Origin of the sequence: Streptomyces sp. NPDC091287 (assembly GCF_044768525.1) — a bacterium.
Classification (GTDB): Bacteria; Actinomycetota; Actinomycetes; order Streptomycetales; family Streptomycetaceae; genus Streptomyces.
In genome coordinates this window covers 440,902-455,650 of record NZ_JBIVUV010000005.1, presented here as the reverse complement: position 1 = coordinate 455,650, position 14,749 = coordinate 440,902, and the positions used below count along the sequence as shown (strand labels likewise).

Below are 14,749 nucleotides of genomic sequence, written 5' to 3'. Positions count from 1 at the left end.
CGCTCCCGACGCAGCTTCACAGGCCCCTGCGCGGTCCGCACCTCACGGATCCCGAAGTCCATCGCACCCCTTGAGCTGGGGTGTTGCAACGACCACTAGAACCTAAGGACGGTCCGGGCCCTTCCGCGTACGTACGGAGGTCAGCGGCGGTGCTGCGAGTCCGCCACCGTCACCTCGACGCGCTGGAACTCCTTGAGGTCGCTGTAGCCCGTGGTGGCCATCGCGCGGCGCAGGGCGCCGAAGATGTTCATCGAACCGTCCGGGGTGTGCGAAGGACCGGTGAGGACCTCCTCCGTCGTCCCGACCGAGCCGAGGTCGACCAGCTTGCCGCGCGGCACGTCCTCGTGGACGGCCTCCATGCCCCAGTGGCGGCCGCGGCCGGGCGCGTCCGTCGCGCGGGCCAGCGGGGAGCCCATCATCACGGCGTCCGCACCGCAGGCGATGGCCTTCGGCAGGTCGCCGGACCAGCCGACGCCTCCGTCGGCGATGACGTGCACGTACCGGCCGCCGGACTCGTCCATGTAGTCGCGGCGGGCGCCGGCGACGTCCGCGACGGCGGTGGCCATCGGGACCTGGATGCCGAAGACGTTGCGCGTGGTGTGCGCCGCGCCGCCGCCGAAGCCGACGAGGACACCGGCGGCGCCGGTCCGCATCAGGTGCAGGGCGGCGGTGTACGTGGCGCAGCCGCCGACGATGACCGGGACGTCCAGCTCGTAGATGAACTGCTTCAGGTTCAGCGGCTCGGCCGCGCCCGACACATGCTCGGCGGAGACCGTCGTACCGCGGATGACGAAGATGTCGACGCCCGCGTCGACGACCGCCTTGGAGAACTGGGCGGTGCGCTGCGGGGAGAGCGCGGCGGCGGTGACGACGCCGGAGTCGCGCACCTCCTTGATGCGCTGCCCGATCAGCTCCTCCTGGATGGGGGCGGAGTAGATCTCCTGGAGCCGCCGGGTCGCGGACTCGACCGGCATCTCGGCGATCTCGTCCAGCAGCGGCTGCGGATCGGCGTGCCGGGTCCACAGGCCTTCCAGGTTCAGCACGCCCAGACCGCCGAGCTCACCGATCCGGATGGCGTGCTGCGGGGAGACCACGGAGTCCATGGGAGCGGCCAGGAACGGCAACTCGAAGCGGTAGGCATCGATCTGCCAGGCGATCGAGACCTCCTTCGGGTCCCGGGTGCGACGGCTCGGAACGACGGCGATGTCGTCGAATGCGTAAGCCCGGCGGCCGCGCTTGCCGCGCCCGATCTCGATCTCAGTCACGATGTGTGGCCTTTCCCTCTACGTCTGCGCTGACCAGTATCCCCGACACGTGCCTGAGGGGCGGTACCGGGAACTCCGGTCCGCCCCTCACCTGCGGTGATGCGTTACTTCCTGCGTTATTTACGGCTGTAGTTCGGTGCTTCCACCGTCATCTGGATGTCGTGCGGGTGGCTCTCCTTGAGACCCGCCGAGGTGATCCGGACGAACCGGCCCTTGCTCTCCATCTGGTCGACGGACGCGGCGCCGACGTAGCCCATGGTCTGGCGGAGGCCGCCGACGAGCTGGTGGAGGACGTTGGCGAGCGGGCCGCGGTAGGGGACCTGGCCCTCGATGCCCTCGGGGACGAGCTTGTCGTCCGAGGACACCTCGGCCTGGAAGTAGCGGTCCTTGGAGTAGGACCGGCCCTGGCCGCGGGACTGCATCGCGCCCAGCGAGCCCATGCCGCGGTACGACTTGAACTGCTTGCCGTTGATGAACATCAGCTCGCCCGGGGACTCCTCGCAGCCCGCGAGGAGGCTGCCCAGCATCACGCTGTCCGCGCCGGCGGCCAGCGCCTTGCCGATGTCGCCGCTGTACTGGAGGCCGCCGTCGCCGATCACGGGGATGCCCGCGGCACGGGCGGCGAGCGCGGCCTCGTAGATCGCGGTGACCTGCGGGACGCCGATGCCGGCGACCACGCGGGTGGTACAGATCGAGCCCGGGCCGACGCCGACCTTCACGCCGTCGACTCCGGCGTCGATCAGGGCCTGGGCGCCGTCGCGGGTGGCGACGTTGCCGCCGATGACATCGACGCCGACGCTCGACTTGATCTTCGCCATCCAGGCGAGGGCGTTGCTGTTGTGTCCGTGCGAGGTGTCGACGATCAGGAAGTCGACCCCGGCGGACGCGAGGGCCTGCGCGCGCTCCAGCGCCTCGGGGCTGGCGCCGACGGCCGCGCCGACCAGCAGACGGCCCTCGGCGTCCTTGGCGGCGTTCGGGTACTGCTCGGCCTTCTTGAAGTCCTTGACCGTGATGAGGCCCTTGAGGATGCCCGCCTCGTCGACCAGCGGCAGCTTCTCGATCTTGTGGCGGCGCAGCAGCTCCATGGCCTCCACGCCGGAGATCCCGACCCGCCCGGTGACGAGCGGCATCGGCGTCATGACCTCGCGCACCTGGCGCGACCGGTCCGACTCGAAGGCCATGTCGCGGTTGGTGACGATGCCGAGGAGCTTGCCCGCCGGGTCGGTGACCGGCACGCCGCTGATGCGGAACTTGGCGCAGAGCGCGTCCGCCTCACCGAGCGTGGCGTCGGGGTGCACGGTGATCGGGTCGGTGACCATGCCCGACTCGGAGCGCTTGACCAGGTCGACCTGGTTGACCTGGTCCTCGACCGAGAGATTGCGGTGCAGCACGCCGACGCCGCCCTGACGGGCCATGGCGATGGCCATCCGTGCCTCGGTCACCTTGTCCATGGCGGCCGACAGCAGGGGGATGTTCACCCGTACGTTGCGCGAGATGAGCGACGAGGTGTCGACCGCGTTGGGCAGGACCTCGGACGCGCCGGGCAACAGCAGCACGTCGTCGTAGGTCAGCCCGAGCGTCGCGAACTTCTCGGGCACTCCGTCGACGTTTGCAGTCATGACACCTTCCCCAAATGGCCTTGATCGGTGCGGATGTCCATGCTAACGGGCTCCACGGGCGTCTCATTCCACGATCAAGATCACTTGGCTGATCTGTAGCTTCCTACAGCGCCTCCGGCGGGGGGCCGGCGAGGGTGTCTACTGCTCGGCGAGCGCCCGGAGCCGGCTGAGCGCGCGGTGCTGGGCGACCCGGACCGCGCCCGGGGACATCCCGAGCATCTGGCCGGTCTCCTCCGCGGTCAGTCCGACCGCGACGCGCAGGACCAGCAGCTCGCGCTGGTTCTCCGGGAGGTTGGCGAGGAGCTTCTTGGCCCAGGCGGCGTCGCTGCTGAGCAGGGCGCGCTCCTCCGGGCCGAGGGAGTCGTCGGGCCGCTCCGGCATCTCGTCGGAGGGGACGGCGGTCGACCCCGGGTGGCGCATCGCGGCGCGCTGGAGGTCGGCGACCTTGTGCCCGGCGATCGCGAAGACGAAGGCCTCGAAGGGCCTGCCGGTGTCCTTGTAGCGCGGCAGCGCCATCAGCACCGCGACGCAGACCTCCTGCGCCAGGTCCTCCACGAAGTGGCGAGCATCACCGGGAAGGCGGTTCAGCCGGGAGCGGCAGTAGCGCAGGGCGAGGGGGTGTACATGGGCCAGCAGATCATGGGTGGCCTGCGCGTCGCCGTCGACGGCCCGGTGCACGAGGGCACCGATCACCGTGGTTTCGTCGTCGCGCATCGGACCATGGTGCCCTGAGGCCACCCGGTCCGCTTCACCGCGTCCCGAGTTGTGCACCGAAGCGTTATGAGCGGGTGCGCCGGATGTCATGTCCTGCGCCCTCCCCTTCCGCTCGACCGAATCGTTCCTGAGGAACTCCACGACTCAAGGATGCGTCATCGGCCGGGAAGCGTCACATGGCGCCGCTGAGCGGGCACCCGGATACGGGGATGTGGAGCCGATGGCCCGCTCCGTGACCCCGTCCGCCGGTCTGCGGACGGGGCGCGGCCCGGGCCGGTCGTCAGCGGACCAGGCCCCAGCGGAATCCGAGGGCCACCGCATGGGCGCGGTCCGAGGCCCCGAGCTTCTTGAACAGGCGCCGGGCGTGGGTCTTGACCGTGTCCTCGGAGAGAAACAGCTCACGGCCGATCTCCGCGTTGGAGCGGCCGTGGCTCATGCCTTCGAGGACCTGGATCTCCCGCGCGGTGAGCGTGGGGGCCGCCCCCATCTCGGCGGACCGCAGTCGGCGGGGGGCGAGCCGCCACGTCGGATCGGCCAGCGCCTGGGTGACGGTGGCCCGCAGCTCGGCGCGCGAGGCGTCCTTGTGCAGATACCCGCGGGCCCCGGCGGCGACCGCGAGCGCGACGCCGTCCAGGTCCTCGGCGACGGTCAGCATGATGATCCGGGCCCCGGGGTCGGCGGAGAGCAGTCGCCGGACGGTCTCCACACCTCCCAGACCGGGCATGCGTACGTCCATCAGAATCAGATCCGAACGATCGGCACCCCAGCGGCGGAGGACTTCCTCGCCGTTGGCCGCCGTCGTCACGCGCTCGACGCCGGGCACGGTGGCCACCGCGCGACGGAGCGCTTCTCGGGCAAGCGGGGAGTCGTCGCAGACGAGGACGGATGTCATGACCGTCCTCCGCAGCTGATGCGCGTCACCTTGAGCCTCCAGGCTGATACATGTCGTCACCTGTGCGGTTGACCCCCTCGGACATGTGCCCGAGCCGGATATCCGTCAACCGCATCCGTTCCCTTAACGACGGTCACTCGAAAGAGTTACGGGTCGGGCGGCCGGGTTCGGCACTCTACGTGAAGGGCCGTATACGGAGGAGAACGGCGCGGGTGATTCACCCGTCAACCGAATCTTCACTCCTTGGCGTGCCCTATTCGGCACCATTTCTTCCCTTTTGAGGGTGTCTGTGGCTAGATTCGCAATCAGTCATATTTACATCTACTAGCACCGCAGATGTACGGTCGAGACTTCGGTCACACCGATCACAGACGGTCCGAGCATCAGAGGCCGTCGATCACAGACGGTCGAGGATGCCGCTTCCGACGCAGCACAGCTCCGAGGGGACAAGCAATGGCAGATTTCTCCCGCCTTCCCGGACCCAACGCCGACCTGTGGGACTGGCAGCTGCTCGCCGCCTGCCGAGGCGTGGACAGCTCCCTGTTCTTCCACCCCGAGGGTGAGCGCGGCGCGGCCCGGAGCGCCCGTGAGGTCTCCGCCAAGGAGGTCTGCATGCGCTGCCCGGTACGCGCCGAGTGCGCGGCCCACGCGCTGGCCGTGCGGGAGCCCTACGGCGTGTGGGGCGGCCTGACGGAGGACGAGCGCGAAGAGCTGATGGGCCGGGCCAGAACCCGGCTGATCACCGCGGCGCCCGCCGCGGGACCGGGCCCCGGCGCCACCTGACACCCGTACGCGCCAACCGAACGCAGAAACGTTTCTTCGACACCTTCAGCCATCCGGCTCGCGACCAGCCGCAGCGAGGCCGGACCCCTCACCGCCCGTGGGCCGCGGGGCCCGGCGGGCGCCGCGGCCCCGAGCGGTCTCAGCGGGCGGCCGTGCGCGACAGCTGGTCCAGGGTCGCCGCCACCGCCGGGACCCGGGCCAGGTCCGGCAGGGTCAGCGCGACGATCTCCCGCTCGATCGCGGGCTCCACCGGCACGGCCCTGGCCCCCTTGGGGCGTACCGACTCGACGGCCAGCTCCGGCAGCACCGCCACCCCGAGCCCGGCCCCGACGAGACCCATCACCGCCGGGTAGTCGTCCGTGGCGAAGTCGATGCGCGGGGTGAAGCCGGACTCCTCGCAGACCTCGACCAGCTGTCGGCGACAGCGCGGACAGCCCGCGATCCACGACTCGTCGGCCAGCTCTCCGATCGACACGCTCGACGCCTCCGCCAGCCGGTGACCCTCCGGAACCAGACCGATCAGCCGGTCGGTAAGCAGCGGCCGGACCACCAGGTCGTCCCATTCGCCGCCGGTGCTCCCGTAACGGAACGCCAGCGCGATGTCGCAGTCGCCCTCACGCAGCAGGTCCACCGAGCGCGGCGGCTCGGCCTCGACGAGCGACACCCGGGTGCCGGGGTGTTCGGCGCGCAGGGCGGCCAGCGCCCCCGGGACCAGGGTGGAGCTGCCGCTGGGAAAGGAGACCAGCCGGACCCGGCCGGCCCGCAGGCCGGCGATGGCGGCGACCTCCTCCTCGGCGGCGGTCAGCCCCGCGAGGATGCCGGAGGCGTGCCGTACCAGCGCCTCGCCAGCCTGGGTGAGGCGCATCTCGCGTCCGGTGCGGATCAGCAGCGTGGTGCCCGCGGAGGACTCCAGGGCCTTCATCTGCTGGCTGACGGCGGGCTGGGTGCAGCCGAGTTCGCGGGCTGCGGCGGAGAACGAGCCGGTGGTGGACACGGCGCGCAGGACACGGAGGTGGCGAGCTTCGATCACCCCATCAGCATAAGGAATTCTTGGGGGCTGGGCGAATTCACGAGAGGAACCTTTGGGCTCTCGGCGGCGAGGTGCCGTAGCTGTCGTCGTGCGCCTGCCGGGAATTGTGGGACAGCCCTTAGCGTGACCCCATGAAGCTGCTGACCGTGAACATCGGGCGACCCCGCCCCTCCGTGCGGACCGACGGCCCGGGTGGTGTCACCGGGATCGACAAGCGACCGGTGGAGGGCCCGGTCGAGGTCCTAGACCCCGGGCCCAAGGGCAGCGGCGGCAGCGGACTGGCCGGGGACGTGGTGTGCGACCTGCGTCATCACGGTGGCAGCGACCAGGCGGTGTACGCGTTCGCCCGGGAGGAGCTGGACGCCTGGGAGTGGGAGCTGGGCGGCCGGAAGCTGGCCAACGGGGTGTTCGGCGAGAACTTCACGACCCTCGGCCTCGACGTCAGCGGCGCGCGGATCGGCGAGCGCTGGCTGGTGGGCACGGACCTGGTGCTGGAGGTGACCTCGGGCCGCATCCCGTGCCGGACCTTCGCCCACCACCTCGGGGAGCGGGGGTGGGTCCGGCGGTTCACCCAGCAGGGCGCCACCGGCGCGTATCTGCGGGTGATCGAGCCGGGCGCCGTCCGCGCCGGGGACCCCATCGAGATCGTGCACCGGCCGGACCACGAGGTCACCGCCGCCCTGCAGTTCCGGGCGGTGACGACCGAACGCACCCTGCTGCCCGCGCTGCTGGCCGCCGGGGAGGCGCTGCATCCCGAGGCACTGCGCAAGGCGCGGGAGTACGCCGCGCGGCAGGGCTGAGGGCCGGGCGAACGGTCCCGTACGGAGGGCCCGGCCGTCCGGTGCGGGGGGAAGCGGCGGTCCGGGCGGGTGAGGTGGCGTCATCCGCCGCGGGGTCGTTGCGGCGGGAACTGGATCGGTGAGGTGGCGTCATCCGCCGCGGGGTCCGGGGACGTTGCGGCGGGAACTGGATCGGTGTGCGGCGCGTCCACCACCAGTGACCTGTGCCCGAGGAGAACTCTTCTGGCCGAGTGGCACGTCTCAGGGGGAAGACCATGCCCGACCCGCAGCAGCCCTGGTACGCCCCGGGCCCGCCGCAGCAGCCCGTTCCCGGCAACCCGTACGCCTCGGAGGGCGGCGAGCCCCAGGGGTTCGGGCCGCCGACCCTGCCGGCACCGCCGCCGCGTCGCCGGTTCGGCCGGGGGCCGGTCGTCGCCGCGGTCGTCGCGCTGGTGCTGGTGGTCGTGGCGGGAGGGGCGTACGCGCTCTCCGACCAGTGGCGGGACGAGCCCGCGAAGCCCGTGGCGAAGGAGTCGCCCGAGCCCTCCGGACCGGCGTCCCCGTCCGGAACCCCCGCGGCGGGCGGCCCGGAGCTGAGCCACATTCCGACGACGAAGGAGGTCGCCGCCGCTCGGAAGCCGGACGAGTCGGCGGCCTGGATCGTCGACGACAGGACCGACCTGCCGAGGCAGATCAACAAGGTCCACGACCTGTGGATCGTCGGCGACACCGCGGTCCAGGCCCTGCACCGGAAGGTCACGGCCTACCGGCTCTCGGACGGCGCCGAGGTCTGGAACGTCGACCTGCCCTCCTCCGTCTGCGAGACACCGGCCAACCCGACGCCCGACGGCAAGGTCGTGGTCTTCCACCACGAGAGGCCGGACAACGAGCGGGGCAACCAGTGCAACCAGATGCGGATGATCGATCTGAGGACCGGGAAGCAGGGCTGGCACAAGGAGCTCGACGAGCCCGGTGACCGGGACAACACGTTCATCGTCTACAGCGCCATCAGCGGTGACGTCCTGTCCGTCGCCCGGAACATGCAGGCCATCACCTACCGGATGGACGACGGGAGCAAGCTCTACGAGATCCCCCGGGAGAACAAGGACAAGTGCGTCCCCGGCGACGTGGCGGGCGGCGCCGCTCGGCTCCTGGTCACCTCCGACTGCATGATCGCCATCGACCGGAGCAAGAACTACGGCCAGGTCCGCGAGCTCGATCCGCGTACCGGCAAGGTCCTGTGGCGCTACCGGATGAAGACCGGCTGGAGCTTCGGAAACCTGATCTCCATGGACCCGGTCGTCTTCACCACCTACAACAACGAGGACACCGCGAGGGACTGGCGGATCACGGTCCTGGACCCGAAAGGCAAGCACCGCACCACCTTCGACGCCCGGGCCAAGGGCTTCGAGCACTGCGGCGGGGACGGGGCCGGCGGAAACATCCAGCCCTGCCGGGGCACCGGGGTCGGCAAGGGCCTCATCATGCTGGGCGGCACCGAACAGGTCGGCGCGTACGACCTGAAGACCGGGAAGTTCCTGTGGGGCATCAAGTCCGACGAACTGCGCAGGCTGTATCCGCTGCGCGCGGAGGACGGCAAGTCGATGCTCATCTACGAGGCCGCCACGTCGAGCCGCCCCGGCCGGACCTTCCTCATGGGCCCGCGCGGCGCCGGCACGGAGACGAACGTCGTGAAGCACCCGGTGGCGACCGCGCCGTGGGAGTACGAGATGTCCATGGGGCACACGGCCTACGTCGGCGGGCGGCTCGTCCTGACGTCGACGCACGTGAGCGGCGACGAGGACCGGAAGCCCGTGCGCGAGGCCCGCATGCTGTCCTTCGTCCCCGCCGCGCCCTGACCCCACCGCTCCACCCTGACGGGTAGTAAGGGGTAGCCCCGGCCGGGTCGTAGGGGCCCGGTCGGGGGCCGCTCAGGGGTCTGCCCCATGCCCGGTGCGCGGTCGGCCCGGAATGCTCGTGAGCATGGAGAAGACCAGGGGACGACGGCGGCTGAAGCGGGTGCTCCTCACGCTGGCCGTGGTGGTGGGGGTGTTCGTGGCCGCGGTGGGCAGCTCGTTCGCGTGGCTGTGGACGGGCTCGGACATCAGCACGGTGGGCAAGGTCCGCTTCGACAACGCGCTGGCGGTACCGCCGCTCGCGCCCTCGACTGTGGACAAGGACGGCACGCGCGTCTTCGACCTGCGGATGCGGGCGGGAAGCACCGATTTCCGGAAGGGTGTGGCGACCGTACATGTACCACTGCCATCTGCTGTCCCATGAGGACGACGGGATGATGGGCCAGTTCGTGGTGGTGGACCGGGGGCAGTGGGCGGGTGCGCCGCCCGGTCATGCGGGGCACTAACGTGCGGCGTATGACGACTGCACTGATCACGGGCGCGACGGCGGGCATCGGGGCCGCGTTCGCGCGGCGGCTCGCGGCCCAGGGGCACAACCTGGTGCTGGTGGCACGGGACACCGCGCGGCTGCGCGAGCAGGCCACCGAACTGCACGACCGGCACGGCATCGAGGCCGAGGTGCTGAGCGCCGACCTGTCCACGGAGGGCGGGATCGAAGCGGTGGAGAAGCGGCTCGCGGACCGCACGCACCCGGTCGATCTGCTGGTCAACAACGCCGGGTTCGGCAACAAGGGCCGCTTCCTGGAAGTATCCATGGCCGACGAGCTGACGATGCTGAAGGTGCACTGCGAGGCGGTGCTGCGGCTGACCTCGGCGGCTGTCACCGGGATGAGGGAGCGGGGCCGGGGCGGGGTCGTCAACGTGGCGTCGGTCGCGGCGTTCGTGCCGCGCGGTACGTACGGGGCGTCCAAGGCGTGGGTGGTGCAGTTCACCCAGGGCGTGGCGCGGGATCTGGCCGGGTCGGGGGTGCGGCTGATGGTGCTGTGCCCCGGGTTCGTGCGGACGGAGTTCCACGAGCGGGCCGGGATGGGCACGGACAACATCCCGAACTGGATGTGGCTCGACGCGGACAGGCTGGTGGCGTCCGCGCTGACGGATCTGGCCCGGGGGAAGACGGTGTCGATCCCGGACCCGCGCTACAAGGCGTTGATGGGGCTGGTGAAGGTCGCCCCGCGGGGGCTGCTCGGCGGGGTCACCTCGCGGACGGGGCGCAAGTACGGTCCGCGGTAGCGCCGCACCCACTGCTGTGGTCCGTACGGATGCGGTACGGGTGTGCCGTACGGCAACGGTTCCGCCCCTCCCGCGTCCGGCCACCCTGTGATCGAATGATCGCCCATTGCTCAGGGTTCGATCATTCTGCTCCAGGGGGCTGTCTCCGTGCGCGAAGGTGCTGCTGAACGTCATGACCGGCTGCTGAACGTGGTGCGCGAGCGCGGCACCGTACGGGTCTCCGACCTGGCGGACCGGCTCGGCGTCGCCACCGTCACCGCCCGGCGCGATGTCGAGGCGCTGGCCTCCCGGGGGCTGCTGGAGCGGGCGCACGGTTCGGTGTCCTGGCCCGCCGACCGGGGCCCGGCAGGTACGCCGGTGGGCGGCGGCCCCGTGATCGGGATGCTGGCCCCGGCCACCGCCTACTACTTCGCCGAGGTGATCCGGGGCGCGCACGAGGCGGCCGCCCGGCTCGGCGCGCGGCTGATCCTGCGGGTCACCGACTACCGCCCCGAGGACGACGCGACGCACGCCGCCGGGCTGCTGGCGGCCGGGGCGCAGGGGCTGCTGCTGGCGCCGAGCTGGACGGAGCCGGACCACCCCCAGCGGTACGGCGAGTGGGTGGCCCGGCTGCCCGGCGAGAAGGTGCTGGTGGAGCGCGAGGGGGCGCCCGGCAGCCCGTTGGAGGGTCTGGACCGGGTGGGCTCCGACCATGCGCACGGGGTGCTGCTCGCCGTGCGGCACCTGGTGCGTCTGGGGCACGGGGCGCCGATGCTGGTCGCCCGCTCGGACAGCCCGACGGCCCAGGCGGTACGCGCCGGGTATGCGCGGGCGCTGGCCGCGCTGGGCCTCGCCGGGACGGAGCCGCCGGTCGCCTCGGTCTCCGCCGACCGCGATCCGGCCCTCTTCGAGCGGTCGGCGCTGGCGGTGCGGTCCGCGGTGCGCGAGGGGCGGGCGAGCGCGGTGCTGGTCCACAACGACGAGGAGGCCATCCGGCTGGTGCGCCGGCTGGCCGAGCTGGGGGTGCGGGTCCCCGGGGACCTGGCGCTGATCACGTACGACGACGAGGTGGCCGCGCTCGCCGACACCCCGCTGAGCGCGGTGGCCCCGCCCAAGCGGGAGGTGGGGCGCGCGGCGGCGGAGCTGCTGGTGGAGCGGCTGTCCGGGCCCCGGTACCCGGGCGGCGGGGACGGGCGGGCGCCCCGGCTCCATATGGCGCTGCTGCCGACGCTGCGGGTGCGGGGCTCCTGCGGGCGGCCTGCGCCCGAGCCGGCCGCCGGACCATGACCGGGCATCCGGTTTCAGGGTATTAAGCCGGTTTTCCACCCACCTCGTTCGATCATTATTCGATCATTCAATCTTTCGCTCTTGACTTCGCTCAGGGGGAATCGAAATATCGCGGCACGGCCGGAACTTCCGGCCGCACAGCTCGTACAGGAGCCATGCCGTGAGCCGCAGTTGGTCCCGCCCCGTCCATGCGCTGGTCGGCGCCGCCACCGCCCTCGCCGTTGTCACGGCGTGCGGCGGCGCCGACGACTCCCGCGCCCGAGGTACCGCCGACGACCCGGTGACCGTGTCCTTCTGGGCATGGACGAAGGGGTCCCAGGAGGTCGTGGACGCGTTCAACGCGACCCACGACACGATCGAGGTGAAGTTCGAGGAGATACCCTCGGGCGGCCTCGGCGGCTACCCCAAGATCGCCAACGCGGTGAAGGCGGGCATCGCCCCCGATCTGCTCTCCATCGAGTACCCGCAGCTGTCCGCGTTCGTCAGCCAGGGGTCGCTCCAGGACATCAGCCCCTACCTGACCGAGGACGTCAGGAAGAAGTTCCTGCCGCAGACGATCGAGATGACGACGCTCGGCGGGAAGAACTGGGCGGTCCCCTTCGACGCCGCGCCCCAGGTCTTCTACTACCGCAAGGACTTCTTCACCGAGCACTCGATCGAACCGCCCGCCACCTGGGACGACTTCCGGAGCGCGGCGGAGCGGGTGAAGAAGGTCTCCCCGAAGACCAGGATCGCCACCTTCTTCCCCGATGACCCGACGTTCTTCCAGGCCATGGCCTGGCAGGCGGGCGCGCAGTGGTTCCGGGCCGGGACGGACGCCTGGCGGATCGACACCACCGACCCCGCGTCGGAGCGCACCGCCGACTACTGGCAGGGCATGATCGACGACCGGCTCGTCTCCACCGCCTCCTCGTTCAGCCCCGAGTGGACCAGCTCCCTCAAGCAGGGCACCACCGTCGGCTACCTCGGGGCGTCCTGGGGCGCGGGCGTGCTGGCGGGCATCGTGCCCGAGCAGAAGGGCAAGTGGGCGGCGTTGCCGCTGCCGACCCCGGAGGCGGACCGGCCGGCCAGCGGGATGATCGGCGGTTCCACGTTCGCCGTCAGCAAGGGCAGCACCAAGACGGCGGCGGCCGTCGAGTTCGCGCTGTGGATGTCGACGCACGAGGACGCGATCAACGCCCGGATCGGGGCGAGCACGTCGAGCGCCCTGCCCGCCTCCCCCGCCATGGTGCCGATCGCGAAGAAGGCGTTCGACACGGGCTTCTACGGCGGCCAGGACCTGTACGGGCTGTTCGAGGAGGCCGGCAGGTCGATCGGGCCCGACTGGGTGTGGGGCCCGAGCCCCGGCGCGACCAACTCCGCGCTCGGCGACGAGTTGGGCGAGGTCGTCGGCGGGGGCTCGACGCTGCCGCGCGCGATCAGGCGGGCCCACGAGGCCACCGTCGCCGATCTGCGTAAGCGCGGCCTGAGGGTGGAGGAGGGTTCATGAGCACCGACGGACGCCGCTCGAAGGCGCTCGGCACACGCGCCCGTACCCGACTGGCCGCGGGCACGCTCCTCACCCCCTTCTTCGCCCTGTTCACCGTGGCGATGATCGTCCCGGTCGGCTACGCGCTCTGGCTCAGCCTCTTCACCGAGAAGCAGTCCGGCCTAGGCTTCGACGGTCCCCGTACCGTCTTCGACGGGCTCGGCAACTACGCGACGGCCCTGGGCGACCAGGCGTTCCGCGACGGTTTCTGGGTGCTGCTCGGCTACTGCGCGTTCTACATCCCGCTGATGGGCGGCGGCGCGATCGTGCTGGCGCTGCTGCTGGACTCCACGCTGGCCCGCGCCCGCCGCTTCTTCCAGCTGGCGCTGTTCCTGCCGCACGCCATCCCCGGCCTGATCGCCGCGCTGATCTGGATCTACCTCTACACCCCGCAGCTCAGCCCGGTCGTCGCCGCCATGGAGGCCGGCGGCTTCGGTTTCGACTTCTTCTCCTCCGAGGGCACCCTGCCCTCGATCGTCAACATCGCCCTGTGGCAGTGGCTCGGCTACAACGTGGTGATCTTCTAAGCGGCCCTCCAGGCCGTGGACCGCTCGCTGCTGGAGGCGGCGACCGTCGACGGGGCGGGGAACTGGCGGATCGCCTTCTCCATCAAGCTGCCCCTGATCCGCTCGTCCCTGGTGATGGTCCTGCTCTTCACGATCATCGGTTCGCTCCAGCTGTTCACCGAACCCCTGATCCTCAGCCGCGGCTCGGGCTCGGCGGTGACCAGCACCTGGACCCCGAACATGTACGCCTACAGCGCCGCCTTCGAACGCAACGACTACGGCCTCGCCGCAGCCGCGTCCGTCCTGATCGCGCTGGTCGCCGCCGTCCTCTCCTTCGTCGTCACACGCCTCACCAACCGCAGGAAGGAGGCACGCTCATGACCTCCAACCGATGGCTGTCGAAGTCCGCGGTCAACGTCGTCCTGCTGATCGCCGCCGTCTACACGCTGTTCCCGCTGGTCTGGCTGCTGACCGCGGCCACCAAGGACGCCGGGAACCTCCTGGGCGGGGACGTCTTCTCCTCCCAGGGCTTCGACCTCGGGCACAATCTCTCCGAGCTGACGTCCTACCAGGACGGCATCTACTTCCGCTGGTACGGCAACTCGCTGCTGTACGCGGGCGTCGGGGCGCTCGGCTGCTCGCTGATCAGCGTCGCCGCCGGGTACGCCTTCGACAAGTACCGCTTCCGGGGCAAGGAGAAGCTGTTCGCCCTGGTGCTGCTGGGTGTGCTGCTGCCCTCCACCGCCCTGTCGCTGCCGCTGTATCTGCTGGCCGTCGAGACCGGCACCGTCAACACCTACTGGGCGGTGCTGATCCCGGCGCTGGTCAATCCGTTCGGCGTGTATCTGTCCCGGATCTTCAGCGCGGGCTACATACCCGACGAGGTCCTGGAGGCCGCCCGTATCGACGGGGCCGGCGAGCTGCGGACCTTCTGGTCGGTCGGCCTGCGCATGGTGATGCCCGGCTTCGTGACGGTCTTCCTGTTCCAGTTCACCGCGATCTGGAACAACTTCTTCCTGCCGCTGGTCATGCTGTCGGACAAGGACCTGTACCCGCTGAGCCTGGGCCTCTACAACTGGCACAGCAACGCCAACGCCGACCCGACGTTCTACCCGATGGTCGTCACCGGCTCCCTCCTCGCCGTCACTCCGCTGATCATCGCCTTCGTCACGCTCCAACGGCACTGGAAGGCCGGTCTGACCGCGGGGAGCGTCAAATGAC

Annotated in this window: 14 protein-coding genes and 1 pseudogene; 10 read left to right on the top strand and 5 right to left on the bottom strand. The window is 70.8% G+C overall.

Features of this window, described 5'->3' with window-relative positions:
• Positions 1–140: 140 nt before the first annotated feature.
• The 4 genes from ACIQRW_RS11120 to ACIQRW_RS11105 all read right to left on the bottom strand — a co-directional run bounded on the left by ACIQRW_RS11120 (position 141) and on the right by ACIQRW_RS11105 (position 4,490).
• Entirely contained in the window at positions 141–1,265 is a 1,125-nt protein-coding gene (locus ACIQRW_RS11120; RefSeq protein ID WP_007453079.1) for a GuaB3 family IMP dehydrogenase-related protein, read from the bottom strand.
• A gap of 116 nt (positions 1,266–1,381) precedes the next feature.
• Entirely contained in the window at positions 1,382–2,884 is a 1,503-nt protein-coding gene (guaB, locus tag ACIQRW_RS11115) for an IMP dehydrogenase (protein WP_403757390.1), read from the bottom strand.
• 138 nt (positions 2,885–3,022) lie between these two features.
• Positions 3,023–3,598 (bottom strand): sigma-70 family RNA polymerase sigma factor, encoded by a 576-nt coding sequence (locus tag ACIQRW_RS11110; protein ID WP_030084428.1) that lies wholly within the window; start codon positions 3,596–3,598, stop codon positions 3,023–3,025.
• 280 nt (positions 3,599–3,878) lie between these two features.
• The gene (locus ACIQRW_RS11105; RefSeq protein ID WP_003948568.1) at positions 3,879–4,490 is read right to left on the bottom strand and encodes a response regulator transcription factor; all 612 of its coding nucleotides are present in this window, start codon (positions 4,488–4,490) and stop codon (positions 3,879–3,881) included.
• Positions 4,491–4,943: 453 nt separating this feature from the next.
• On the opposite strand from ACIQRW_RS11105, the gene ACIQRW_RS11100 reads away from it, so the two are divergent.
• On the top strand, positions 4,944–5,273 hold the full coding sequence (locus tag ACIQRW_RS11100; RefSeq protein ID WP_403757388.1) for a WhiB family transcriptional regulator: 330 nt from the start codon (positions 4,944–4,946) through the stop codon (positions 5,271–5,273).
• A 139-nt stretch (positions 5,274–5,412) separates the two neighbouring features.
• Here ACIQRW_RS11100 and ACIQRW_RS11095 read toward each other — a convergent pair whose 3' ends face one another.
• A complete protein-coding gene (locus ACIQRW_RS11095; protein ID WP_361334550.1) occupies positions 5,413–6,303 on the bottom strand; it encodes a LysR family transcriptional regulator in 891 nt (296 codons plus the stop codon).
• Between the two features lie 131 nt (positions 6,304–6,434).
• On the opposite strand from ACIQRW_RS11095, the gene ACIQRW_RS11090 reads away from it, so the two are divergent.
• The 9 genes and pseudogenes from ACIQRW_RS11090 to ACIQRW_RS11050 all read left to right on the top strand — a co-directional run bounded on the left by ACIQRW_RS11090 (position 6,435) and on the right by ACIQRW_RS11050 (position 14,748).
• Positions 6,435–7,103: an MOSC domain-containing protein gene (locus ACIQRW_RS11090; RefSeq protein WP_403757385.1), complete on the top strand. Its 669-nt coding sequence runs from the start codon at positions 6,435–6,437 to the stop codon at positions 7,101–7,103.
• A 254-nt stretch (positions 7,104–7,357) separates the two neighbouring features.
• Positions 7,358–8,941, top strand: coding sequence for a PQQ-binding-like beta-propeller repeat protein (locus tag ACIQRW_RS11085; protein WP_403757382.1), 1,584 nt, complete (start codon positions 7,358–7,360; stop codon positions 8,939–8,941).
• A gap of 124 nt (positions 8,942–9,065) precedes the next feature.
• A complete protein-coding gene (locus ACIQRW_RS11080) occupies positions 9,066–9,362 on the top strand; it encodes a hypothetical protein (RefSeq protein WP_403757379.1) in 297 nt (98 codons plus the stop codon).
• On the top strand, positions 9,334–9,444 hold the full coding sequence (locus tag ACIQRW_RS11075) for a multicopper oxidase domain-containing protein (RefSeq protein WP_403757376.1): 111 nt from the start codon (positions 9,334–9,336) through the stop codon (positions 9,442–9,444). The genes ACIQRW_RS11080 and ACIQRW_RS11075 overlap by 29 nt, the downstream gene beginning before the upstream one ends.
• Before the next feature lie 10 nt (positions 9,445–9,454).
• The gene (locus tag ACIQRW_RS11070) at positions 9,455–10,228 is read left to right on the top strand and encodes an SDR family NAD(P)-dependent oxidoreductase (protein WP_403757374.1); all 774 of its coding nucleotides are present in this window, start codon (positions 9,455–9,457) and stop codon (positions 10,226–10,228) included.
• A gap of 147 nt (positions 10,229–10,375) precedes the next feature.
• Positions 10,376–11,494, top strand: a complete 1,119-nt coding sequence (locus ACIQRW_RS11065; RefSeq protein WP_403757371.1) for a substrate-binding domain-containing protein — start codon at positions 10,376–10,378, stop codon at positions 11,492–11,494.
• Between the two features lie 160 nt (positions 11,495–11,654).
• Positions 11,655–12,983, top strand: coding sequence for an ABC transporter substrate-binding protein (locus ACIQRW_RS11060; RefSeq protein ID WP_403757368.1), 1,329 nt, complete (start codon positions 11,655–11,657; stop codon positions 12,981–12,983).
• Positions 12,980–13,909, top strand: a pseudogene (locus ACIQRW_RS11055) (carbohydrate ABC transporter permease). The gene ACIQRW_RS11060 and the pseudogene ACIQRW_RS11055 overlap by 4 nt, the downstream one beginning before the upstream one ends.
• On the top strand, positions 13,906–14,748 hold the full coding sequence (locus ACIQRW_RS11050; protein WP_403757365.1) for a carbohydrate ABC transporter permease: 843 nt from the start codon (positions 13,906–13,908) through the stop codon (positions 14,746–14,748). The pseudogene ACIQRW_RS11055 and the gene ACIQRW_RS11050 overlap by 4 nt, the downstream one beginning before the upstream one ends.
• Position 14,749 lies beyond the last annotated feature (1 nt).

What these genes read in the sequence shown, in the direction of transcription:
- ACIQRW_RS11110 (WP_030084428.1), bottom strand. Translation starts at nt 3,598, where the DNA reads ATGCGCGACGACGAAACCACGGTGATCGGTGCCCTCGTGCACCGGGCC.
- ACIQRW_RS11070 (WP_403757374.1), top strand. Translation starts at nt 9,455, where the DNA reads ATGACGACTGCACTGATCACGGGCGCGACGGCGGGCATCGGGGCCGCG.
- ACIQRW_RS11100 (WP_403757388.1), top strand. Translation starts at nt 4,944, where the DNA reads ATGGCAGATTTCTCCCGCCTTCCCGGACCCAACGCCGACCTGTGGGAC.
- guaB (WP_403757390.1), bottom strand. Translation starts at nt 2,884, where the DNA reads ATGACTGCAAACGTCGACGGAGTGCCCGAGAAGTTCGCGACGCTCGGG.
- ACIQRW_RS11105 (WP_003948568.1), bottom strand. Translation starts at nt 4,490, where the DNA reads ATGACATCCGTCCTCGTCTGCGACGACTCCCCGCTTGCCCGAGAAGCG.
- ACIQRW_RS11075 (WP_403757376.1), top strand. Translation starts at nt 9,334, where the DNA reads ATGTACCACTGCCATCTGCTGTCCCATGAGGACGACGGGATGATGGGC.
- ACIQRW_RS11050 (WP_403757365.1), top strand. Translation starts at nt 13,906, where the DNA reads ATGACCTCCAACCGATGGCTGTCGAAGTCCGCGGTCAACGTCGTCCTG.
- ACIQRW_RS11080 (WP_403757379.1), top strand. Translation starts at nt 9,066, where the DNA reads ATGGAGAAGACCAGGGGACGACGGCGGCTGAAGCGGGTGCTCCTCACG.
- ACIQRW_RS11085 (WP_403757382.1), top strand. Translation starts at nt 7,358, where the DNA reads ATGCCCGACCCGCAGCAGCCCTGGTACGCCCCGGGCCCGCCGCAGCAG.
- ACIQRW_RS11090 (WP_403757385.1), top strand. Translation starts at nt 6,435, where the DNA reads ATGAAGCTGCTGACCGTGAACATCGGGCGACCCCGCCCCTCCGTGCGG.